At 32.1% G+C, this 22781-nt stretch carries 24 protein-coding genes and 1 tRNA gene; 16 read left to right on the top strand and 9 right to left on the bottom strand.

Annotated features, from left to right (window positions below):
• Nucleotides 1-74, bottom strand: a tRNA-Ala gene (locus Q0770_RS08095).
• A 464-nt stretch (nt 75-538) separates the two neighbouring features.
• On the opposite strand from Q0770_RS08095, the gene Q0770_RS08090 reads away from it, so the two are divergent.
• Nucleotides 539-2338 (top strand): DUF6119 family protein, encoded by a 1800-nt coding sequence (locus Q0770_RS08090; protein ID WP_299115825.1) that lies wholly within the window; start codon nt 539-541, stop codon nt 2336-2338.
• Between the two features lie 15 nt (nt 2339-2353).
• Nucleotides 2354-3586, top strand: coding sequence for an ImmA/IrrE family metallo-endopeptidase (locus tag Q0770_RS08085; RefSeq protein ID WP_299115823.1), 1233 nt, complete (start codon nt 2354-2356; stop codon nt 3584-3586).
• A gap of 27 nt (nt 3587-3613) precedes the next feature.
• Here the strand turns inward: Q0770_RS08085 and Q0770_RS08080 are convergent, their stop codons facing one another.
• A complete protein-coding gene (locus tag Q0770_RS08080) occupies nt 3614-3835 on the bottom strand; it encodes a helix-turn-helix domain-containing protein (protein WP_299115821.1) in 222 nt (73 codons plus the stop codon).
• 104 nt (nt 3836-3939) lie between these two features.
• On the opposite strand from Q0770_RS08080, the gene Q0770_RS08075 reads away from it, so the two are divergent.
• Both Q0770_RS08075 and Q0770_RS08070 read left to right on the top strand, forming a co-directional pair.
• Complete coding sequence (locus tag Q0770_RS08075; RefSeq protein ID WP_299115819.1) at nt 3940-4617, top strand: lipocalin-like domain-containing protein; 678 nt, start codon at nt 3940-3942, stop codon at nt 4615-4617.
• A gap of 255 nt (nt 4618-4872) precedes the next feature.
• A complete protein-coding gene (locus tag Q0770_RS08070; RefSeq protein ID WP_299115817.1) occupies nt 4873-5103 on the top strand; it encodes a DUF2188 domain-containing protein in 231 nt (76 codons plus the stop codon).
• A gap of 42 nt (nt 5104-5145) precedes the next feature.
• Here the strand turns inward: Q0770_RS08070 and Q0770_RS08065 are convergent, their stop codons facing one another.
• From Q0770_RS08065 to Q0770_RS08050, 4 genes are all read right to left on the bottom strand, one after another.
• Nucleotides 5146-5394, bottom strand: a complete 249-nt coding sequence (locus Q0770_RS08065; protein WP_299115816.1) for a hypothetical protein — start codon at nt 5392-5394, stop codon at nt 5146-5148.
• Between the two features lie 77 nt (nt 5395-5471).
• A complete protein-coding gene (locus Q0770_RS14715) occupies nt 5472-5828 on the bottom strand; it encodes a 4-fold beta flower protein (RefSeq protein ID WP_368667006.1) in 357 nt (118 codons plus the stop codon).
• Complete coding sequence (locus tag Q0770_RS08055; RefSeq protein ID WP_299115812.1) at nt 5812-6486, bottom strand: hypothetical protein; 675 nt, start codon at nt 6484-6486, stop codon at nt 5812-5814. The genes Q0770_RS14715 and Q0770_RS08055 overlap by 17 nt, the downstream gene beginning before the upstream one ends.
• A gap of 434 nt (nt 6487-6920) precedes the next feature.
• On the bottom strand, nt 6921-7811 hold the full coding sequence (locus tag Q0770_RS08050; protein WP_299115810.1) for a DNA cytosine methyltransferase: 891 nt from the start codon (nt 7809-7811) through the stop codon (nt 6921-6923).
• A 646-nt stretch (nt 7812-8457) separates the two neighbouring features.
• Between Q0770_RS08050 and Q0770_RS08045 the strand changes: the two genes are divergently transcribed.
• The 9 genes from Q0770_RS08045 (at nt 8458) to Q0770_RS08005 (ending at nt 15213) form a co-directional block, all read left to right on the top strand.
• Entirely contained in the window at nt 8458-8799 is a 342-nt protein-coding gene (locus Q0770_RS08045) for a hypothetical protein (protein WP_299115809.1), read from the top strand.
• Nucleotides 8799-10052: a hypothetical protein gene (locus Q0770_RS08040; RefSeq protein ID WP_299115807.1), complete on the top strand. Its 1254-nt coding sequence runs from the start codon at nt 8799-8801 to the stop codon at nt 10050-10052. The genes Q0770_RS08045 and Q0770_RS08040 overlap by 1 nt, the downstream gene beginning before the upstream one ends.
• A 335-nt stretch (nt 10053-10387) precedes the next feature.
• A complete protein-coding gene (locus tag Q0770_RS08035) occupies nt 10388-11848 on the top strand; it encodes an arginine decarboxylase (RefSeq protein WP_299115805.1) in 1461 nt (486 codons plus the stop codon).
• A gap of 1 nt (nt 11849) precedes the next feature.
• Entirely contained in the window at nt 11850-12788 is a 939-nt protein-coding gene (speB, locus tag Q0770_RS08030) for an agmatinase (RefSeq protein WP_299115803.1), read from the top strand.
• A complete protein-coding gene (locus Q0770_RS08025) occupies nt 12775-13752 on the top strand; it encodes a deoxyhypusine synthase family protein (RefSeq protein ID WP_299115801.1) in 978 nt (325 codons plus the stop codon). Before speB ends, Q0770_RS08025 begins: the two co-directional genes overlap by 14 nt.
• Nucleotides 13753-13760: 8 nt before the next feature.
• Nucleotides 13761-14168, top strand: a complete 408-nt coding sequence (locus Q0770_RS08020) for an NUDIX hydrolase (protein WP_299115799.1) — start codon at nt 13761-13763, stop codon at nt 14166-14168.
• A gap of 10 nt (nt 14169-14178) precedes the next feature.
• On the top strand, nt 14179-14484 hold the full coding sequence (locus tag Q0770_RS08015) for a hypothetical protein (RefSeq protein WP_299115797.1): 306 nt from the start codon (nt 14179-14181) through the stop codon (nt 14482-14484).
• 36 nt (nt 14485-14520) lie between these two features.
• A complete protein-coding gene (locus Q0770_RS08010; RefSeq protein WP_299115795.1) occupies nt 14521-14781 on the top strand; it encodes a hypothetical protein in 261 nt (86 codons plus the stop codon).
• 18 nt (nt 14782-14799) lie between these two features.
• Entirely contained in the window at nt 14800-15213 is a 414-nt protein-coding gene (locus tag Q0770_RS08005; RefSeq protein WP_299115793.1) for a VOC family protein, read from the top strand.
• 180 nt (nt 15214-15393) lie between these two features.
• On the opposite strand, the gene Q0770_RS08000 is transcribed toward Q0770_RS08005, so the two are convergent.
• Entirely contained in the window at nt 15394-15873 is a 480-nt protein-coding gene (locus tag Q0770_RS08000; protein ID WP_299115791.1) for a hypothetical protein, read from the bottom strand.
• A 25-nt stretch (nt 15874-15898) separates the two neighbouring features.
• Complete coding sequence (locus Q0770_RS07995) at nt 15899-17683, bottom strand: hypothetical protein (protein ID WP_299115789.1); 1785 nt, start codon at nt 17681-17683, stop codon at nt 15899-15901.
• A gap of 150 nt (nt 17684-17833) precedes the next feature.
• On the opposite strand from Q0770_RS07995, the gene Q0770_RS07990 reads away from it, so the two are divergent.
• The 3 genes from Q0770_RS07990 to Q0770_RS07980 are packed head-to-tail and all read left to right on the top strand — an operon-like array spanning nt 17834 to nt 21801.
• Nucleotides 17834-18358, top strand: a complete 525-nt coding sequence (locus Q0770_RS07990; protein WP_299115787.1) for an RNA polymerase sigma factor — start codon at nt 17834-17836, stop codon at nt 18356-18358.
• A 49-nt stretch (nt 18359-18407) separates the two neighbouring features.
• Entirely contained in the window at nt 18408-19310 is a 903-nt protein-coding gene (locus tag Q0770_RS07985; protein WP_299115785.1) for a FecR family protein, read from the top strand.
• Nucleotides 19297-21801 carry a TonB-dependent receptor gene (locus Q0770_RS07980; RefSeq protein WP_299115783.1) on the top strand — a complete coding sequence of 835 codons (2505 nt, stop codon included), beginning with the start codon at nt 19297-19299 and terminating at the stop codon, nt 21799-21801. The genes Q0770_RS07985 and Q0770_RS07980 overlap by 14 nt, the downstream gene beginning before the upstream one ends.
• Nucleotides 21802-21958: 157 nt before the next feature.
• Here the strand turns inward: Q0770_RS07980 and Q0770_RS07975 are convergent, their stop codons facing one another.
• On the bottom strand, nt 21959-22756 hold the full coding sequence (locus Q0770_RS07975) for a universal stress protein (protein WP_299115781.1): 798 nt from the start codon (nt 22754-22756) through the stop codon (nt 21959-21961).
• Nucleotides 22757-22781: the final 25 nt, after the last annotated feature.

The raw sequence follows: 22781 nt of genomic DNA, 5'->3' as shown, positions 1-22781 counted from the left end.
TGGAGAAGAGCGGACTCGAACCGCCGACCTCTTGACTGCCAGTCAAGCGCTCTAGCCAGCTGAGCTACATCCCCAAGCTCCTTAAAATACTTGTCTACTCTATTTATCAGCAATTAACATAAAAATATGCTGGTGCGGCAAACCTCAGCTAATGTAAGCATTTCGATGCAAAAGTGCACCATTAAACTACACCATGAAGTTGTCTTATATAAAAATAGAAAATAATTATATAGTTAGAGTTTTTAAATGATAGTTTAATGAGTACAAAATCATCAACTTAAAATGACTCAAAAAAATCCAAATACTGTTATCAATTTAATTGAAAAGTGTAAAAAACGACTTTAATGTCAATAGAGAAGCTGTGTATGCATTTCAAGCGATGTAATAAACTCACGTCCAGTTATTTGTTTTTTTATGTTAAGGTAAGTTGTATATTTACAATATCCCCCTATGTAATTAATTCCTAGTAATACGGATATCCGTAAGTATTTGTTATATACTGTAATTAAATTTTCAGTGATACTCTAATTTATCAATATTGAAAGCATCAGTAAAAAAAAGATTTTTTGATAGTTCAGAACAATACGAGATAAAAGTCTTTCAAATTCAGAAGGATTTTTACGAATTGGCCAAATTAGGAACTTCTGAAGCTATGGTAAACTACATGGTGGACAAGCATAGGGAGTTAGTAAATGACAATGACTCTATAGGATTAAAGATTCCAAAAGTTGAATATGATGAAGTAGTATATTACTCATACGTCTATAATGAGAATCTCAAGGACTCATATTGGAAATCTTTTCTTCCTTCTTCAATAACCGATTATCACGATTTTAGTGTAATGAGAATTTCTTTTGTTCTATTTGCAGTGATAAAAGGAGACATTTTTGCTACAGTTGGGGGTGGTGGATTAAGAGTAATCAAACGGTATTTGAATCATAGGTTCGGTTTAGATTTTTTTGAATATTTAACCATCCCTAAAGAAGATGTAGTAGTAAATATGACTGTTAGAGGCATTTCGGGGACTTTAGTACAACAAAGTGACATATACAGAAATGGAAGAAGACTAATTGACTGTTTGAGCTTCACAGAGATTCCAACTAAAATTAATCTTAACTTAAGAGAAGACCTAAAGAATTCAATTTTTGATTTTATCCATTTTAACAATGAAAATGTTTGCTTAGAAGTCGGTAGTTATTTCTATATTAAGCATAGTATTCCTTTTAAAACACTACATGTTTTATTCAAGAAGATAAATGAAGTTTTCAGATTACATGAACCAACTTCTATATCATCATTTGTAAGAGTCCAAGACAAAACTCTTGTTGATGATGAATTCAAAAAAATATTGCTTGGTAATCTTTATGATGATATGCTGAACATGTTTGCTCCAAATCGTTCTGCAAACCCATATAAATTTGACATAGATTTTATTCATCCATCAAAGATTAGAGATTTTTATGAATGTGATAAATTTGAGTTAAAAGCAAAAGGAAAAAGAACTCCATTCTTGGAGACCTCAAACAAAGACATCTTGTACAAAGAAACTCTCAGATATCTTTATAATAATCTGGAAAATCGTAACGACCAATTTGAGTTTGGGAAGATTCTACTTGGAATTAGAGTAATTGGTTATCGTGACGATAAACAGAAAACAGTTGCTATGTTTCACCAACATATCACTTGTGAAATAAAGTATGAAAACAGACCTGTTTTTCAAATTGACAATAATTGGTATAATGTTAAAAGTGACTTTATTGATACAATAAATGATAGATGTGTAAACCTATTAGATAAAAACTATTTACGAGATAAATTCTTGAATATTCCTTGGAGTGAAGATATTAAAGACGAGGGCTCTTATAATTCGAAATATACTGGAATCGATAACTATTATGTTTTTGATAAAATTAAACCTCAAAATATAGAGTTTTGTGACATTATGTATGAGAATGCAGACACTATATATTTAGTTCATGTAAAAGATGGGTTTGATGCGAAAATAAGAGATGTATCTAATCAGATAATCATTTCAGCAAATAGATTTTGGAATGATATAAATTCGGGAAATTTATCATATATAAAAGAACTTGTTGACTCCTACAATAGAAAAGAAGATACCCCAAATATTAATAAAGAAAAGTTTCTAAGCAAGTTCAATGTTAGTAAAGAAATAGTTTATGTAATGGCTTTTAAATCAATAAGAGCTAATTTAGAGATAAAAGAAAGAGTGGTAAGAAGTAAGTCTAATATTGCAAAATACTCGTTGATTCAATGTTCTCATGATATGGCTTCAAGATATCCATTAAAAATATTTGACTTAATTGATTTACAATAAAAAATATTTGCCTCAATGAACACAGTAAAAATTGGTGATGAATTTGAATCTAAATCCAAAGAATTGATTCATGAAATTATAAATAATCATGAATTAAGTATAAATCCAGCTCATTGTAGTGTCAAGGAAAAGGTAAAATACTACTCAGTTAAAAGAAAGAAAAAAATCATTTTTGATTTATCAATTGAGGTTAAGCACCCTAATGCAAACAAACCCTTTTTAGTATGTATAATTGAATGTAAAAGCTTGGGGGGCGCTGTACCAGTAGATGATATCGAAGAGTTTGAAAGTAAAGTAGATGGTATACAAGAGTTTCAAACCAAAAAAATTGTTATTGCTAAAAATGGTTTTCAGAGTGGTGCATTTGAAACTGCAAAAACGCTTGGTATAACATTAATCAATGTTAATGAAGATGATTATGATATCATTCTTTATAAGTCTGAAAGAAAACAGAAAATTGACACAAAACAATTAGAACTTGAAGAAGAACTTGAAAATCTAATTAAAACAGCATTACTACCGAAAAAAATACAAGGTCTTAAAAGATTATCAAAGAAAGACATCAACACAATTGCAATAGAGTTATTAGATAGAATTGATAACAATATCACTGAAAGATATTGGAGGACACCTTTAGATAAAGTCACAGATTATTTAGAAGAGAATTATTCAACAACAATTAATAATACTAGTTATTTAGTTGACAATTCAGGTGATGTCCAATTGGGCTATTATGACATTAAGAATAACATAATATATATAAATGTCACAATTGTAAATACAGTACGTTATCCTTTTGTTTTGTCTCATGAAATAGGTCATTTAATTTTACATAGAGAATTAAAAACCCATCAATTCACATATGACAATTTTAAAGATTCTGAATATAGTTTATTTATACAACAAAACTTACTCGCTAATGATAAAAATTGGGTTGAATGGCAAGCCAACTGTTTTGCCGCATGTTTATTAATGCCTGAGAAGACCATGATTGCTAGATTAATAAATGTACAAACAAAAATGGGCATAAGTAAGCAAGGAAGAATATACCTAGACCAACAAAAAATTAATAAAGAAGACTTTAGGAATATAGTTAATGATTTATCTCTATTTTTTGGAGTTAGCAAAATAAGTGTAGAGTATAGACTTGAAAGTTTAGGCTTAATTGAACATCCACCTTTAACTGAAGAAGACGAAATTGGCAGAGAGTTTTTAAGAAACTTATCGAGAATGAATAATAATTTTTGACACTAAATCAATTCAATTTTTAAATAATTACTCATCAATTAATTTAAAAAATTCCGAAATCTTTATTTCACGAGCTTCACAAATTCTTTCTAAAGTAGTTAAAGAAATACCGCTCCCCTCAGGTCTTAAAATTCGTCTTACTATTTTTTCATCTATGGCATGGTCTTCTGCAAACTGACGATTGGATTTTGCTTTACTAATCCACTCTTCTGCGATATAATTACAAATTTTCTTTTTTAGACTTACCATATTAAGCAAAGAAATAGCTTGTCTTACAGATTAATGCGGAATTATTTCCGCATTAAATTGATTTCTCATACATTTGAATTCTAACTCCGATAAAAAATTTAGATATGAGAAATTTAATTGCACTTTTATTAATCTCAATAACATTAACTTCATGCAGTACTGATGAATCAACAAATCAAAACAACAACGACGCTATCTTAGGACGATGGGGAACTTTTAAATTAATAGATGATATTAATAATGAAATCGAATATTTTGTTCCATACGATGGCATTACAACATTCAACCCTGATGGCACGCTAACTCAAATTTTCTTAGGTACTTCTACTGAAGGCACATGGGAAAACTTAAGTAATGGAACGTACAGGTTTTCTTTGTTTGGTTTTACAGCTGAAAGTGAAGTGCAATTTATAAGTAATACAGAGCTAACAATTTATAATGATGAAGACGAATACACAGAACACTATAGGAGAATTGAATCTGATTCAGAGCTAATAAATAAAGTCATTGGTACTTGGCAACTCATAGAGGATTGTGATGATTTATCAACTACTGAATCTGACACAATAACTTTTAATTCTGATGGAACAGGTTTCATTGATGATGGTATTAATGGTGATATAACGTGGGAAATTACAAATGGCAGTATGTATATGACATTATTGTCATTTCCAAATAGCGACCCATTAATAGTTAATATTGTATTCGATACTGAAAATAAAATGATATTAGAATTTGATATAATTGAATATGATATCCAATGTCTGGTCAGGACTGAATAGAATCCAACTAAATATTATTTGCTCTATAAACTGTTTATAACTTTCAATATTTAATATTGACAGAGCAGCTCCAATGGTAAGGTTATTGATGCAAACTAATCAGGCTTAAGAGAGAGTTATAAGCCTGATTGATGTGGTTTGCATTTTGTTTAGTTGATGCGACAAATATAAATAAACCGCATAAATCAAATTCGGTTAACTCTTATAGAGATTTGTTTCTCTCTAAAGGTATGAAACTAGCCAAATTTATAGTTTATGAGTAGAAAAAAATACCATGTAACTAAAAGTGGGGATGGTACTTGGAAAGGTACAGCGCAAGGAGGACAAAGAGCCTCTGTTGTTGCAGATACTAAAGCTGAAGCTGTTCGCAAGACAATTGAACTAGCAAAGAAGCAACAAGATTCTCAGGTAATCATTCACAAACAAGATGGTAAAATCCAAGAGGAACGTACTTACGGGAATGACCCTCATCCACCTGATGGTTAGGATTAAACCAAAACAAAGAAGCCGCTTTAATCCGCGGCTTTCTTATTGACTTTTAATCCATTTCACTAACTCAATTATTAAAAGAATCATTAGCCCCAACAGCGAGAATACAACTTGAAAGATGAGTCCGATGATGCTCAGGTCATCTTTGATGTTTCTTGGTTTGTGCTTTCTTTTTGCACTTTTAAAAGCTCTCACCCAATGCTCGGCTTCTAAATCATAACGTGTTCTTGTGGTGATACTGTTATCATTTGGTCGCCATAGAAAATCCTGTCTGTCTTGAGTTGCCATAATTTATGATGTCTTTTGGTTCTATACAAGGATATTAAATTCATGGTTCCTATACCAGTAATATTAAATATACCCGTTCAACTACATTTTATAAAATCATGCCAGCCTAGCTTTGACCATTGGGATTTGACAGATTTAGGTGGTGGTATGGGAGACTTTGGTTTAATAATAGATTTAGATTTTCTTATGGGCTTGGTCGGCAATGGCTTTAATACTGGCAAAACAGGACCATTTTTGGCATCTTTTAGAAATGCCACGACATAACCTTTGATATCCCTAAAAAAACTCTTTCTGAGCGTTCCACAATAATTGGATGTAGTATCATAGACTGTTTGTTTGTCTATGTAGCCTAAGAAAATGCCTTTCCTATCGTAAATATCATCACCACTAAGCCAAGCTACCGTAAATCCGTTACTGTCAAATATTGGCACCATCTTTAATATGCTTAATATTGATGCCGTCACCTTCTAGATTGTTGCCCAAAAGACCCCAATACAGACCGCTGTTATTTCTATCCATTTCTTTGCATATATAGAATATTGCCGCCAGTTCATAATCATAACGTTGCACATCAATAATACCTACTGGTTCCAGCTCTTCTATAAGCTCTTTGACCTGATACAGCTTCAAATCAGATTTAAGCACGAAATGATTGTGATTGCCCTTGCTAACGGAATAGGTCTCGGTAGTGAAGAACATACGTGTGTCACCAGAGCTTTTGGATTCTGTTTCGAAATAAAGTTCGTTCATAAAACTAACGCATTCCATTTTGGATTTTGGTTCTTCATAGGTGACCGTAACGAAATAATCCCAGTTCAGGAACGATAAATGCTGTTCTAAAGTATCGTTTCTGTGCATACACTCGATGGTGTTGGATAGACTTCTGTTTCTCTGGATTAAATCAAAAAGTTCTGGACTTGTGAACTGCTCCATCATCTTGAAATTATATTTATAGGGCCTTGACTTCATTTTGAACCAATCAAGTTCTGGATTTTCCTCCAATAGTTTATCCCTTCTTCTTTCAAGTGTTCTAGTTGATATTTTACATATATCACTTAGTTCCTGTGTAGTGTACCAATTTTTTAATTTCACTGTTTCTCTATTTTACTATAAGGCACAAAAACCCAATACAAGGGTTCTTGCAGTTATCTATATTAACTATACGCCATTTGTCCAGAAAGTCAAGTCCTTTTCAAAAAATTCTAAAAATATTTTTTATGGACATTTGTCGTGATGTTTAAAATGGGGATTTTTATAGCCCCCAATTATAAATATATCTGTTTGCCCAAAAAGACGACATTGGTCATCATACTATGTAAGCGCGGATACGTGTCTAGGACTTTTGTAAGCTAATAATCCATTGAAATACAGGGAAGTGACACGCAGAAAGGTCGAACCGCATAAGCTGATTTTTTTTGAATATTAACGTTTTATATTTAAAGCCCTATAGCATAAACGTGCTAGTGTCTTTCAATAAGGAACGGTAAACACGATTTTAGGTTTATGCCATATTTCAAGGTGATGAATCAATTAAAATTGGCATGAACTAGAATATGTTTTATAACCGATAGGCTAAATGCGTTTCCAATAGCGTGTTGGCTTGGGGTTTTTCGCAGTATATCGCCAACATATCCAATCGGTAAGGTTTGGCATTGCTCAAGCTCACTAACGGTAAAAGGTCTAAACAGAGCTTTAGCTTCATCATTTGTCATTGATTCAATATGCTCAAGCTTTTCTTTTTTTGGTAGCTTGGCAAATTCTTTAGAATGGAACACCACCTGACCAATGGATTTGGTCAAATATCGCTTCAACCCATTTTTGGTATACGGTATATTTTTGGTCAATATTGCTGGTGCCTTATCTCGGTCTGCATAACCATCTTCTATTATATCTTCCAATAAGATATTTTTGTCTTCAGGATTTGAAATCCCTGGGATGTTGGTCCAGTATAACCTATCTCTTAATGCTGGGCCTACCAATGCACTATTGATTCTAATGGGTTCCACACCCAAAAGGTCCGTTATGATATTTTTGTCTCTCTCTGGCATTGATGCCACGTTTTCCATTATAAAATATTTCGGTTTTACTTCTTTCAATATCCGTAGAGCTTCATAAAACAATCCCGAATCCTGAGAGTCTAATCCTGTCCTCTCTTTTTTAAGACTTGAAAGCGATTGGCAAGGTGAACCAAAAGCCATGAGAGATATGTTATTGTAGTCTTTACAGTTAACATCTCTAACGTCGCCAATCTGAATGATGTCGGGGTGGTTTGTTGTTGCAACTTTGATTGCATTTTTACAAATTTCACTAGCATTATATTTTTTTACATTTATGTTTAGTTCTTTTAAAGCTTGTCTCAAACAAGCAATCCCATCAAAGAGACTAAGAACTTCAATAGGTTCATTTTTAATATTCATTGGGGCTTTACCAATAAATATTCAGCCAAATCAAAAAAGACAGGGATAAACCTTAGAACTGAAGCGATTTGCTCAAAAAGAGCTGAATCATGCCTATTCTAATCTATACTATTGGGTGAAGTGATTTTGGCAACAGATTCTAACTCATATATTAAGATGTGGCAACCTGTTAAGCAGAGTTCTAAAAGGAATATTGTTAATTCTTTACGGATAATATTTTATAAATACAAATTTTTTAACACAAAATATTCGTTTTCCCTTGTTTATATCGTTTATTATGAGTATATTTGCACTGAACAATCCATAAAACTGCTCTTTTCTTATTTTCTGAAAAAGGGTATTTCACAATAAACAATATGTTATAGCTCTCTTTTGAGGGCTTTGTAATATGAACAAAAGCCAAGGTGCAATTTGCGTCTATGGCTTTTTGTGTTTTTGATATTGAGTTAATCGCTATCATAAAACCATGAAAAGTCAATAAGGACGGGGCTTACCGTGAATAAATAAATTAAAAAACGCTGGTGTGGGTAAATTATTCCCTCCATATTTGAGATAGAGAATAATGAAGGTTACTCTCTATTAAAAGCATTTAAAAAGGAATAATTAAAAAGTCGGCGGTCTCAAAACATAAAGTAAACTTAAGCATATGCTATTATTATTTTTACATATTGAATACCTCCAAATAAAAGAAGTTGCTGAATCTCTTGGGCTTAAAGATTCTCGGTCTGCAAAAAATTGGTTGAGAGATAATAACATTCCAATATCTAACATTGGGAATAAGGACGTAGTACATAAATTCCTATTTGAGTTTAAACAGCAACAAATTATAGTAAAAGAGCTGAGGACATGTTATCCGAATAACTGGTTCGAAATATATGATGCAAAAACAGATGATAAAGCTATGGTTAAAGCTATTCAAGAACTATATCCTAATATTAAAAAAGCAAAAATAAATCGGAATCATATTGACAATAAGTATATCAAATAATGAAATTAAAAATTTTAAAAAATAGATATGGTCTGAGGGTATATTGCACCAAGTGTCATAAACAATTTAATTATGATAACCCTATCTGCAACCATGATGGATACCATCATTATAAATCAATTGTCACTGATGGTATGCGTAGGAGAGTGAAGCTGCATCAAACTAAGGATTTTGACTTAGCACTTCAGTACGCTATACAATTTAAAAAAGATGTGAAAAATGGTGTTTTCAAAGACAAGGAAAAACTCGACCAAGTGGATGTTAATGAAATTTCAATTCTTGAAGCAGCTAATATGTTTATTAAGTTTAAAAAAGGGGATGGAGTTCCTGAGCACCTTAAACAAGACCTAACAGAGGACTATTTTAAAAATCTTAAAGCCACGATTCAACAACTTATTGATATTTTGAGAAAAAATAGGGTAAAAGTTGAAACTTTGAAAATTGCAGACCTCAACGATATACACGTTGGTTTCTGGTTTAAATATATTAGAGATAAATACGCTGAAACAACATTACCTTCAAAATTAAAAACAGTTAATTGCTTTATAAATCACATGATAAATCATGTCGGTATATCAATGAAAAATCCATTTAAGAAAATCACAATTGAAACACCCGAATATAATACTAGAGCAATTACAAAAGAAGAATTTGAAGGTGTGATAGATGCCATTAATACTAAATCACAATATCAGCAATTGGGTGGTCTAAGAAAAGAAATTAAGAATCATTACAGACCCTATTTAAAAGATGGGTTAAAGCTTGCATTATATACTGGACTTCGAAGAGAAGAGTTAGTAACCTTGTCGTGGAACGATATTGGTTATAGTGAAAAAAATCACTGCCTGATGCTAGTGGTCGATAATCTTAAGGTAGAAAGATATACAGGTAAAAAGTATAAAAAGAAATTTATTCCAATTGGTCCTGACCTAGAGTCATTATTGTATGAACTTGGACTTGACGATTTAAAGGGTAGTGATTTATTTATTCTAGAACCTAATAGAAAAATCAAGTATACTACAATGATGGCAGCGTTATCAAAAGGATTTAGTCATTATTATAAGCAAGCTTTCCCAGAATTAAAGCCAGCAAAGTTCAAAATCCTAAGAAAGACTTACCTATCATATTTAAATAAATCAGCTGGTGACGATATGATAGAATTAAGTTCTCATGGTGGCATGAAAGTATTAAATACACATTACCTAGATGCAGAAATCGTGGCTAAAGGATTGACTATGAAAATTTTTGAATGACGGAAATTTATTTATTTTAATTTTTTATTTGATTTTTTGTGTTTACTTTAGTTTTCTAAAGCTTTTATCATAGGAGCTTTTAGCTGAACAAAGTGAAAACTGTTTTTACGTTCGGGCTTTTGAAAATTAGGAAGTCAAATTCAAAAGCAGCTTATGGTGTAAGTACCCGAAATTTAGAGCTAACTTCCACAATTAAAATTTTTACTGCGCAGTACAATTTGTGTTTTGTCCCCAAAGCACAATATCAGATTATGATTTGATAAAACTTATTTGACCTCACTTCGTGAAGGTGTTTTATCATGCCTTCTTTTCAAATAACTTTTATAAAATCTAAGATGAATACTAAGTATGTTGATTTAATCAATCAGACATTTGACTTTCCTCAATCTGAATTTACATTAGAGGAAGATAATCTATTGTTTCACGGTTTAGACTTAAATGAATTAGTAGAAACTTATGGGACACCTTTAAAATTCACCTACTTACCGCAGATTTCTAATAATATTATCAGAGCTAAAGAATGGTTTAATAGTGCTATTAAGAATCACAACTATAGTGGTGCCTATAAATACTGTTATTGTACTAAAAGTTCACATTTTAAGCATGTTTTGGATGAAGCTTTAAAAAATGATATTCATATTGAAACATCCTCAGCTTTTGATATTGATATTGTTGAAAGCCTAAAAACAGAAGGCAAAATAAACCAAGACACTTTCATTATCTGTAATGGCTTTAAAAGAGAACAATACATTTCTAACATTGCCAGACTTATTAATAATGGCCACAGAAATTGCATTCCTATAATTGACAATTATGAGGAAATAGATTTACTATCCAGCGAAATAGAAGGGAAATTCAATATTGGTATTCGCATTGCCTCAGAAGAAGAACCAAAGTTTGAGTTTTATACTTCGAGATTAGGTATCGGCTACAAAAACATAGTTCCTTTTTACAATAAGCAGATAAAAGAAAACCCTCAAGTGGAGCTAAAGATGTTGCACTTCTTTATCAATACTGGAATTAGAGACAATGCTTATTATTGGAATGAACTACTAAAATGTCTAAAAGTATATACAAGTTTAAAAAAGATTTGTCCATCATTAAATAGTTTGAATATTGGTGGTGGTTTTCCTATAAAAAATTCACTGGCTTTTGATTTTGATTATCGGTACATGATTGATGAAATCGTAAATCAAATTAAACTCGCTTGCGATGAAGAAGAAGTAGAAGTGCCTAATATCTTCACTGAATTTGGAAGCTTTACTGTAGGTGAAAGTGGTGGTGCAATTTATGAAGTGCTCTATCAAAAACAACAAAATGATAGAGAGAAATGGAATATGATAAACTCATCTTTTATTACAACGCTTCCAGACACTTGGGCAATTAATAAACGTTTTGTGATGTTGCCTATTAATAGGTGGAATGATAACTACGAAAGAGTGCTATTAGGAGGTTTAACTTGTGATAGTGACGACTATTATAATAGTGAACAGCATATCAATGCCATTTACTTACCGAAGTACCATAAAGATAAACCACTTTATATAGGCTTTTTTAATACTGGTGCGTACCAAGAGACCATTGGAGGTTATGGAGGCTTACAACATTGTTTAATTCCAGCACCAAAGCATATCTTAATTAATAAAGATAGTAAAGGAAATATAATAACAGAGCTATACAGAGAACAACAAAAAAGTGAAGACCTGATGCAGATATTAGGTTATGGTAAAAACTTAAAATTAAAAACAACAACGCAATCAAATTCTAAAACAGAATTACAATTAGCTAACTCATAAAATGAAAACTAAAACCTATGCTGGGATACCAGATGAATATGCGAAATTAGAGACATCAAAGATTGTTTTAATACCTGTGCCTTATGATGGTACAAGTACATGGCAAAAAGGTGCTGATAAAGGTCCTAAAGCCTTTTTGGAAGCTTCAGAAAATATGGAACTCTATGATATAGAAACAGATTCAGAAGTCTATAAAAATGGAATTTACCTTACCGAACCAGTTACCTTAAATGCCACGCCTGAAGCTATGGTAGATGTCGTGCACCAAGAGACTAAAAAATATATAAAGAAGAATAAGTTTGTTACCATTATTGGGGGAGAACATTCAGTTTCAATAGGAACTATAAGAGCTTTTAACGAGGTGTTTCAGAACCTAACTGTTTTACATATTGATGCGCATGCTGATTTAAGAAAATCCTATGAGGGAAGTGCTTGCAATCATGCCTGTGCAGTTTATGAAGCAAGTCAGAACACGAACTTAATTCAAGTTGGCATTCGTTCTATGGATGTACAAGAAAAGTCTGTAATGGATTTTGACAAAACCTATTTTGCCCATGAGATAGTTACTGATGATACATGGATGGATTCAGCAATAGACCAAATAACAAAGAATGTATTTATCACTTTTGATTTGGATGCTTTTGACCCTTCTATATTACCAAGTACGGGAACACCTGAACCAGGAGGATTGTTTTGGTATGAAACTTTAGAGTTTTTAAAAGAAGTTTTTAAAGAGAAAAATGTGGTTGGTTTTGATATTGTAGAACTATGTCCTAATGAAAATGAAAAATCATCAGACTTCTTAGCAGCTAAATTGTATTACAAGATGTTAAGTTACAAGTTTCAGAATCAAGATGAAGAAGAAAATTATGATGATACTTATGAAGAATCAAACCGTTTAGGAAACTATTTAAAATTTGATGAAGATGACAACTACTAAAGGAGCTATTTCAAACTTTATAGAAGAGTATTACTTACATTTTAATGCCGCTACTTTGGTAGATGCAGCAAAAGCTTACGAGTCTCAATTACAGAGTGGAGCAAAAATGTTAGTGTCTTTAGCGGGAGCTATGAGTACTGCTGAAATAGGAAAAATATTTGCTGAAATGATACGACAAGATAAGGTTCAAATTATTTCTTGTACAGGGGCAAATTTAGAAGAAGATATTATGAATTTAGTAGCACATTCACACTATAAAAGAGTTCCTAATTACAGAGATTTAACCCCAAAGCAAGAATGGAATTTATTAGAACAAGGACTTAATCGTGTCACAGATACATGCATCCCAGAAGAAGAAGCATTTAGAAGATTACAAAAACACATTTTTGAAATATGGAAAAAAGCAGATGTAAACGGAGAACGATATCTTCCACATGAGTATATGTACAAGCTATTACTATCAGGAGTTTTGGAGGAATATTATGAAATCGACCTAAAAGATTCTTGGATGTATGCAGCAGCAGAAAAGAATTTGCCAATTGTATGCCCTGGATGGGAGGACAGTACAATGGGAAATATTTTTGCAAGTTACGTTTTAAAAGGAGAAATCAATTCAAGTATTATGAAATCTGGAATTGAGTATATGACCTTTTTAGCAGATTGGTATACCGATAACTCAAGTAAAGGGATTGGATTTTTTCAAATTGGTGGTGGAATAGCTGGTGATTTCCCTATTTGTGTTGTTCCAATGTTATATCAAGATATGGAACGTACCGACACACCTTTTTGGAGTTACTTCTGTCAAATTAGTGATTCTACAACAAGTTATGGTTCTTATTCAGGAGCTGTGCCTAACGAAAAAATTACTTGGGGAAAATTAGGTATTGATACACCTAAGTTTATCATTGAAAGTGATGCTACTATAGTAGCACCTTTAATTTTCGCTTATTTATTAGACATGTAATAAAAGAAATGAAAAAAGAAATTATAAAGGCAAAGGTTGTTATTATAGAAAAAGGTAAAGTACTACTCTTAAAAAGAATTGACAGAGAAAAACGCTTGTCCTTCGCTGGTGGTATCGTCAAATCTAATGAATCCCATAAAGAAGGGTTGATTAGGGAAATTAAAGAGGAACTTGGGGTAAAGGTAAGCAAACAAGACCTTGAATATATTTTCTCATTTAAAAAGAAGAAAGCAAAAGTTAAAATAACTACTCGTTATTATAGGCTCAAAACAACGAACAAAAAATTCAAAATAAACGAACCAAATAAGTTTAACCTTTTAAAGTGGTTTAACATTAAATATGCAATCTCTAATGTCACTAAAAAACAAGGGTTTATATTAAAACAACAACTTAACCTGCATAAAAATGCAAGCTAAAACCAAACTAATGATACGTAAAATTGTTGACTATCAAAAACTAAATGAAGAGTTACTAAATCTTTTAGTTGAGAAATTTCCAGACGGATATGAAGATAAGGATATAATTGCATTTAGGAATGCTCAAAATGAACATATAGAAGCTGTTGAGATAAGAACAGAAGGCACTATATATCTTGTAAAAGTTGGGAAACGATTAATACAGGCCATGGAAGAATTTGAAGATGGTGATGATGAATATGATAAAGAAAGTAAAAAAGATTCCGACAATGTAGACTTTGATTCACTAAGTGATGGTGATTTTGAAGAGGATTAAACTAAATAATAAACATTAAATTAAAATTGACATTTTATGAATTACTATAGTACAGAAGAAATCAGAACTGAAGAAGGTATATTTGTTAAGCACCTTGATGGATTTTTTACTTTTCGATTTTCATTTGATGAACTAATTGTTTTTGAAGAAGTAAATACTGCTGTTTTAGAAGAATTTAATCTACGTAGTGAAGAATATATTGGTTCTACTTTTGAAGTAACCTATAAAGAATTTATTAATGATTTAGATGATGAAGATTTTTTGACATTCAGAATCATGAAATTAAAACTAGTTTAACTAATAAATTTTAATCTAATGGATAATCTATTTCACTTATCATTACCCTGCAACAACGTAGTTGAAACTAAAATGTTTTACGTAGATACCATTGGCGCAAACTTAGGAAGATATGCAAATAATTGGGTCGATATAAATTTGTTTGGACATCAAGTTACATTCACACAAGTAGGTAAATTTGATTTTACTAATCCAAAGTATGCTTTTGAAGGAAAGGTCTTGTCATCTTTTCATTTTGGAATAATTCTTGACATCGACTCTTGGGGTAAAATGTATTCTAAGCTAACAAATGAGAATTTAGAACTAACTACCCAAACTACTTTTTTAAAAAATAAGTCAGGTGAACACCTGTCTTTTTTTGTAACAGACCCTAACGGGTATATGTTAGAATTTAAGAGTTTTAAGAATCTTGAAGAAGTATTTAAAGTGTAAAAGCAATTAGAGTTTTATCTGAAGAATAAATCATTAAATAAGATAATTTATACTCAGTGTATTTAAATTGCAATCTAATTTAAAAAAACCAACCATGATAATCATGGTTGGTCTGCTATTAATCAAATATTTTGGGGCAGAGAGGGAGCGATTACTTGACTAACTAATTCTTCTTTTTCTTTAATTTTTCTCAAATGTGAGCATATCAGTGCCCCCATTTCCTCCACTTATATCAATTAATTCTATTCTAGTAGATGATATAGAGACAATATCCCAATCATCATTTAAATCTTCAAAATTATTGCTGGCTGGGACTGGAAAGAAAATATTGAAATCAATATCATCGCTACTACTGCTACTGCTACTGCTGTCATCAGTAACAGACCAAGTACCATTTACGGTATTTGAACCGTTAGTCGCTACTAAAGTTCCGTCAGAATTAAAGCTAAAGTTATAGCCGTTAAAATCTGAAGTTTCATTTTGACCAGAGTCATTGAAATTTGTAATTCTCCATGTTCCAGACTGAGCTGTACTTACAGCTTGAGCAATTTGCTGACTATTATCGTTTGGGCTTCCGTCATCATCATCTGTTGAACATGTTGTTGACATCAGAGAAAAACTTAGCATTATCAATAAACCGAAATAAAATCTTTTTTTCATGATTATAGTTTTAAATAGATTAAAATTATATTTTTTGTAGGGTTAATGTGTCAGTTCCACCATTTCCACCACTCACATCTTGAATTGTTACTTCTGTGTCTGATACTGAAATAACATCCCAGTCGTCATCATTAAATTCATCGAAAGGTATATCTGTACCAAAATTTAGAGCTATTTGATTACCTGAACTAAATACATTCCAAGTTCCATTATTAGTATCTGTACCATTTGAAGCCGAAACTGTACCATCCATATTAAAATCTAATTCATAACCTGTGTAGTTAGCGGTTTGGTCATTTGTATCTTCAGTGTATGACGCTACAATCCATAATCCATCTGATAAAATTGTATTTAAATCATCATTTCCATTGCCACCGTCAAAAGGTGTTCGCTCAAAGGTCAAAAAGTCTTCTGAGCCATCTCCACCACTAATATCTTTTAATCTAATAATATCGTTTGTTACTTCAAGAACATCCCAATCATCTGCTATTTCATCAAGCGGAATACTTGTACCAAAGTTTAAGTTCAGCCCTAGTTCAGTATTATCTCCTGATGTTGTTGACCAAGAACCATTCGTAGTTCCAGACATATCGGTTGCTGTTGCTGTATTATCAGATGCAAAAATGAAAGTGTAATCTGCAAAGTCAGCAGTTTCATCTGTATCATCAAAGAAGTAAGTTACGTACCAATCTCCGTTAGTAAGTGCGTTTACTAAAGCTGAATCATCAATGCTTCCTCCACTTGAACAATCGCTTTCAAAACGCAACCTATCATCATCTAACCTTAAATCAACTTTTACTTCTCCTGCTTCTTGTTCTATTTCATGCAAGTTCCACGTATCATTGAAATCCGTTAACCCCGTAACATTTATAGTCACTGATATATTGTTGCCAGAACCTGAAGCTTCCCATGTTCCATTGAAAGTATTTGACCCTTGAGTGACTAATATTGTTCCATCATTATTAAACTCAAATACATAACCTACATAAGTATCTTCAAGGTCATTATCATTTCGTTCTAATTTGTCAACCGTCCATTCAGGGCAGTCAGCAAAAACTGTATCCAAATCATTGGTTGTACAGTTATCGCAATCGTCATCATCAAAATCGTTATCATCATCTTCGTCACAAGTGTCATCTGCCGTTTCAATGACATTCTCAAGTTCTTGTATAGAGTTGATGGTTTGGGTTGAACCATCTGCAAAAATTACGGTAATAGGGAAGTTGATTGTTACTGCTACAAATTCATCTAAATCATCAATAAAATCATACATGTCATTGTCATTGTTGATGGTAATAGTGTTTATTAAATCATTATTCTCATCAAAAACAGATGCCGTTATAGGGTACTGAAAGTCAATACATTCAATATCGTCATCATCTTCGTTTTCACCAACACAATTGGCTGCTAGAGCTGCTAATTCGGAATCTGAATTCACAACAACAGTTGAAAAATCTGTTAGGATTACTGTAATTGGATATGTGATGATAACGGAATCTACATCGTCATCAAATAAATCAATAATGTCTTCTATATCCTCATAACCATCTTCGTCATTTATAATAAGTTCAATCCCGTTTACTGTAACCGTAACTGGAAGTTGAACACTTAAACAACTTGCACTGTCTATAATGTTATCGCTAGAACCATCATTAGAAGCAGTTCTACTCATTAAATTAGCTACTGTTGAATTTGCTTCGATTGTTTCTTCAGTTGGTGGGTCAATCGCTAAATCGTCTTCAGTTCTACAGGATGTCAATGTAAGTACAACACCAAGAACTAATAATAAGATTGGTTTTAAAGTTTTCATAATAAATGTTTTAATTAATCAATTTCGTTTTTTGATTTACCGTAATCTAGGTTCTTTATTCTTAAAACAACCGACAAAAAAATTGTCCCAAGAAAAAATAGATTTTTTTTTATTTATCTTTCATTAGTAAAATCAAAAAACGTCTTTTCCTTGCCAAAATCATTGCATCAAGATATATGTGATAAAATTCGTTTCTCAAAATTATATGAGAAGTATGCACAGTCGTTAAGCAATATCTTGTTGTATAAGTATGGAGAACTTTTAAATCCTTCCGACAAGGTACAGGAAGCGTTTATTAAACTTTGGGAAAACTGTTCAAAAATAAAACCAGAAGCTGTCAAATCGTATTTATATACCACAGCGAATAACATGATGCTTAATGAGGTAAAACATCAGAAGGTAGTTTTAAAATACCAACAGGTAAAGCCAAAAGATTATACTAATGAATCCCCTGAATTTGTACTACGTAAAAAAGAGTTTCTAAAACGATTTGAGTGTGCATTATCAGAATTAAAAGAAGAAGAACGAGTTGCATTCCTCTTAAGTAAGGTAGATGGTAAAACTCATAAAGAAGTAGCTGAAATTTTGGGTATTACTAAAAAGGTGGCTGAACATAGAATTTACGCAGCTTTGAACAAACTTAAAGATGGCCTTGAAGAACTAAAGCGAAAATAATTATGGGACAATTATATTTTAAGTTGTTTTAAAAATATAACAGTATGTTATGGACAAAGAACAATTAATAATAAAATGGCTGAATAACGACCTGACTGAAGCAGAGTTACAGGATTTCAATGCGTTGGAAGATGCTGACCTCTATAAGGAGATTATTGAAGAAGCTCAGAGGTTCAATGGTAGTGTAAATGCCACCGTTGATTCCTTTGATTCGTTAGATAAGAAACTTGTTTCCAAAAGCAACAATTCTATCAATTGGATAAAAGTTGCATCTAGCCTAGCCGCAATATTTATTGTTGGCTTTGCTCTCTTTACATTAATAAATAAAGACCGTATTAGCTCTTTTAAGACAGATTTAGCTCAAAATGAAGTAATTACCTTACCTGACAACTCAATAGTAAATCTTAACGAGTTATCTGAGTTAAAATATAATAGTTCAAAATGGAAAGATAACAGGGCTTTAGATTTAAACGGAGAAGCTTTTTTTGATGTAGAAAAAGGTGGGCGATTTGATGTTAATACCCCATTTGGAATCGTGAGTGTTCTTGGTACTGAGTTTAATGTTCTATCCAGAGATAGTATTTTTAAAGTCTCTTGTTATGAAGGCTTAGTACAAGTAGCATACAATAATAAGCAAGTTAAACTACCTGCTGGAACAGAGTTTAATTTGGCTTCAGGAAAAGGTATTAAGTCCAATATAGCTATTGCAGAACCTTATTGGCTTAAAAACATGAGTGTTTTTGAAAATGTTTACTTTAAAGATGTAGTCGAGGAACTTGAAAAACGATATAATATAAAAGTTCAGTACTCATCTGATTTGAATATTCAGTTCACAGGTGCTTTTGAACACAACAATCTAGAGAACGCCCTAAAATCAATCTCTATCCCCTTTAATTTGGCCTATAAAATCGATAACAATAATACGGTCATTATTAAGAATGGGGAGAACTAAATTTTACATATTTCTATTATTAAGTGCCTTTCCACTATATCAAACATTAGGACAAAATTCTGAACAGGGTGTGCCTATTTCTAAAGTTCTTGAAGAAATTTCACAAGCTCACTCTATCACTTTTAATTATGAAAGCAGTCTTCTAAAAGATATCATTGTAGAGCCTGTATCAAAAGATTTAAAACTATCAGCTAAAATTAAGAATCTCGAAAACCAAACTAACCTCATCTTTGAGAGGGTTAGTGATATGGTATATACTATTTCTAAAGCTATTCAGTTATGCGGTTATATTAGAGATTCTGAATCACAAAATCCACTCATTTCAGCTACGGTAACGGGCAAGATTGCTTATGCTGTGACTGATGATAATGGTTATTTTGAAATTGAATTGAAATCTTTGAATGAAGTGTTGACCATTAGACATATTGGATTTAAGACCATAGAACGTCAATTAAAATATTTCAACTTGGAAGCCTGTTCAACAATAGTAATGTTTGCGCAACAAGAAGTTATAGCTCCTGTACTCATTGAAACATATCTGGTTCGAGGAATTGACAAAAGGCAAGACTGGACTACATCCATTGATTATAAAAAGTTCAGCTTGTTACCTGGTCTTATTGAATCTGATGTTTTGCAGACTGTTCAAGCACTACCAAGTATTTTAAGTGTTGATGAAACAGTTTCAAACATTAATATTAGAGGAGGCTCTAATGACCAGAATTTGATGCTTTGGGATGATATAAAAATGTATCAGACAGGGCACTTTTTTGGTCTAATATCAAGTTTTAACCCTCTAATGACTCAAACTGCAAGTGTTATTAATAATGGCTCAGATGTATCATTAACAGATGGTGTTTCGGGAACGATTCAAATGCAAACTGACAAACAAATTGATTCAAAATTTAAAGGTGTCTTTGGACTAAACTTTTTAAATGCAGAACTATTTTCAAACATACCTATAGGTAATAAGTCATCACTTCAAATTGCATCCAGAAAATCAGTAGATGATTTTGTTAGGACACCTACTTATGATGTGTATTTCGATAGAGTAATTCAAGAAACTGAAGCTGATAATAATGTCGCTAATGTCATCAATTCAAACCAAGAGTTTGATTTTTATGATGCTTCTTTAAGATGGTTATATCAACCAACGGATAAAGACCACATAAGGTTGAACTTTATTTTAATTAACAACAACTTGGGCTTTAATGAAACTGCTGATGTAAATGGGTCCTCGCAAACAAGAAGGAGTAATATTTCTCAAAATACTTTAGCAATTGGATTGCACTATAAGAGACAATGGAATGAGAAGTTGACCTCAACCATTAACATTTATGATAATGAATATAAACTAGATGCTCTTAATGCAGATGTCTTGAACAATCAACTTCAATTACAAGAGAACATTGTTTCTGAAACAAGTATTCAATTGAATAACACATATGAAGAAAATAGATGGCGTTTTAATCTTGGCTATCAATTCACAGAAACTGAAGTCATTAACCTAAACGATATTGACTTACCTCGTTTTGTTAGGCGTGACGAAGAAATATTAAGAGAACATGGAGTCTTTGGTCAAGCTTGGTATAAAAACCCTAATAATGACTTTTCAATTAGAGGTGGTGTAAGAGCAAACTATTTAACTCGCTTTGAAAAATTGATAATCGAACCTAGATTAAGTGTTAGAAAATCAATAGGGGAACATTTTGAAATTGAGGCACAAGGAGAATTTAAACACCAAAGCACTTCTCAAATCGTCAATTTCCAAAATGACTTTTTAGGAATTGAAAAAAGACGATGGCAGCTAACAGATAACGATAGTATTCCTGTTTTACAGAGTAAGCAAGGTTCAGTCGGAATTTTGTATAAGAATAGCGGTTGGCTTTTGAATGCTAAAGGTTATTACAAAACTATTAATGGTATAACTACCCAAAGTCAAAGCTTCACAACTAAATACGAATTCGCAAAGGAAAAAGGTAGCTATGAAGTCTATGGATTTGAGTTCCTATGTCGAAAAACGTTTGGCGATTTCAATAGCTGGTTAAGTTATTCTTATATGGATAATACTTATACATTTGATGCACTCGAAGATGTTGAATTTCCAAGCAACTTTGATATCACACATTCTTTTACTTTAGGTACAACGTTTAGTAATAAATCTTGGAATATTTCAGCAGGATTGAACTATAGAACTGGTAATCCAACAACTATTCCATTAGTTGGCAATGAAATAAATGATGATGACGTAAATTTCGATGAAGGTAATAGTCAAAGATTAATTGACTATATGAGAGTTGATGCTTCTGCTATATACAAATTCAAAATAAGTAACACTTTTCGGTCGGAAATTGGTGCATCCGTATGGAATATATCCAACAGGCAAAATGTTATCAACGATTATTATAGAGTCAATGCAGTTGATGGAGTAAATAAGTTCTCACGATTTTCTCTTGGCTTAACTACTAATGCGGTCGTTCGTATATATTTTTAACTCAAAACGCACCACCAAACTACACCACCATAAAAATAAAAAGACCTTACATCTCTGTAAAGCCTTGTTATTCAGGGTGGAGCATATCGGAGTCGAACCGATGACCTCTACGCTGCCAGTCAAGCGCTCTAGCCAACTGAGCTACATCCCCGTAAAATTACTTTAAACCACTTAAAACGAGTACAGGAATTGTAGTGCTATGAAAATCTTTTTTAAGAATAGTATTGTCTTCCCATAACTTTTGGAAGAATCCTCTTTTGCGCCTTACAACACATAATAAATCTGGATTATGGTCTTGGTAATGTTCTAACACCGCTTGAAACGTGGTCTGAGCATTTGCTTTAGTCGTGTTTGTTATAATAGCCGCCAATTCTTTGCTAACCTCTAAATCGCCTTTGTTATAATTAGGTGTTTTTACCAATAGCAAATTAACAATCGCCTTATACTGATTCTTTATAGCTATTAATGGCTTTAAAGCATCTTCTTTTTTAACAGCTGCAGATTTAGTAGCCATTAACATTTTTACAATAGGCTTGTATTCATAACATTCAGGAACAATTAAGGCTGGTATTTCTGTTTGTTTAACAATTTTACCTGATGTTTTTCCTAAATACACTTCTTCTTTAATAGAGTTTGTTCGAGGCTCTAAAACAATTAGGTCAATTTCTAAGGCTTTACAAGCTGATTCAATAGTATCAACCAACTTCCCTTTAAAAACGCGAGTAATGACCTCAACGCCCTTTTTATCTATTGATGCCACATGTTCATCTAAAAAAGCTTGGCTCTCACGTTCTAATATATGATCTATCTTAATCATAGTACCAGCTTTGGTATAAACATTATATATTTGAACAACATATACCTTGGCTCCAAAAGCTTTTGCAAAATCAACAGCATATTGTAAATGACATTTTGCGTTTTTTGAAGACCCAACAGGAACTAGAATATTTTTCATTACTATAGAATTTAACCACAAAAGT

Source organism: uncultured Winogradskyella sp., assembly GCF_947501905.1.
In the GTDB taxonomy this organism is placed as follows: Bacteria; Bacteroidota; Bacteroidia; order Flavobacteriales; family Flavobacteriaceae; genus Winogradskyella.
This window is presented reverse-complemented; position numbering and strand designations above follow the sequence as displayed.

Bases quoted from the DNA above. Each gene is read 5' to 3' on its own strand.
- Q0770_RS07980 (WP_299115783.1), top strand. From the start codon at position 19,297: ATGGGGAGAACTAAATTTTACATATTTCTATTATTAAGTGCCTTTCCA.
- speB (WP_299115803.1), top strand. From the start codon at position 11,850: ATGAAAACTAAAACCTATGCTGGGATACCAGATGAATATGCGAAATTA.
- Q0770_RS08010 (WP_299115795.1), top strand. From the start codon at position 14,521: ATGAATTACTATAGTACAGAAGAAATCAGAACTGAAGAAGGTATATTT.
- Q0770_RS14715 (WP_368667006.1), bottom strand. From the start codon at position 5,828: ATGGTGCCAATATTTGACAGTAACGGATTTACGGTAGCTTGGCTTAGT.
- Q0770_RS07985 (WP_299115785.1), top strand. From the start codon at position 18,408: ATGGACAAAGAACAATTAATAATAAAATGGCTGAATAACGACCTGACT.
- Q0770_RS08035 (WP_299115805.1), top strand. From the start codon at position 10,388: ATGAATACTAAGTATGTTGATTTAATCAATCAGACATTTGACTTTCCT.
- Q0770_RS08045 (WP_299115809.1), top strand. From the start codon at position 8,458: ATGCTATTATTATTTTTACATATTGAATACCTCCAAATAAAAGAAGTT.
- Q0770_RS08040 (WP_299115807.1), top strand. From the start codon at position 8,799: ATGAAATTAAAAATTTTAAAAAATAGATATGGTCTGAGGGTATATTGC.
- Q0770_RS08000 (WP_299115791.1), bottom strand. From the start codon at position 15,873: ATGAAAAAAAGATTTTATTTCGGTTTATTGATAATGCTAAGTTTTTCT.
- Q0770_RS08075 (WP_299115819.1), top strand. From the start codon at position 3,940: ATGAGAAATTTAATTGCACTTTTATTAATCTCAATAACATTAACTTCA.
- Q0770_RS08020 (WP_299115799.1), top strand. From the start codon at position 13,761: ATGAAAAAAGAAATTATAAAGGCAAAGGTTGTTATTATAGAAAAAGGT.
- Q0770_RS08025 (WP_299115801.1), top strand. From the start codon at position 12,775: ATGACAACTACTAAAGGAGCTATTTCAAACTTTATAGAAGAGTATTAC.
- Q0770_RS08015 (WP_299115797.1), top strand. From the start codon at position 14,179: ATGATACGTAAAATTGTTGACTATCAAAAACTAAATGAAGAGTTACTA.
- Q0770_RS08085 (WP_299115823.1), top strand. From the start codon at position 2,354: ATGAACACAGTAAAAATTGGTGATGAATTTGAATCTAAATCCAAAGAA.
- Q0770_RS07975 (WP_299115781.1), bottom strand. From the start codon at position 22,756: ATGAAAAATATTCTAGTTCCTGTTGGGTCTTCAAAAAACGCAAAATGT.
- Q0770_RS07995 (WP_299115789.1), bottom strand. From the start codon at position 17,683: ATGAAAACTTTAAAACCAATCTTATTATTAGTTCTTGGTGTTGTACTT.
- Q0770_RS08070 (WP_299115817.1), top strand. From the start codon at position 4,873: ATGAGTAGAAAAAAATACCATGTAACTAAAAGTGGGGATGGTACTTGG.
- Q0770_RS08065 (WP_299115816.1), bottom strand. From the start codon at position 5,394: ATGGCAACTCAAGACAGACAGGATTTTCTATGGCGACCAAATGATAAC.
- Q0770_RS08050 (WP_299115810.1), bottom strand. From the start codon at position 7,811: ATGAATATTAAAAATGAACCTATTGAAGTTCTTAGTCTCTTTGATGGG.
- Q0770_RS08005 (WP_299115793.1), top strand. From the start codon at position 14,800: ATGGATAATCTATTTCACTTATCATTACCCTGCAACAACGTAGTTGAA.
- Q0770_RS08080 (WP_299115821.1), bottom strand. From the start codon at position 3,835: ATGGTAAGTCTAAAAAAGAAAATTTGTAATTATATCGCAGAAGAGTGG.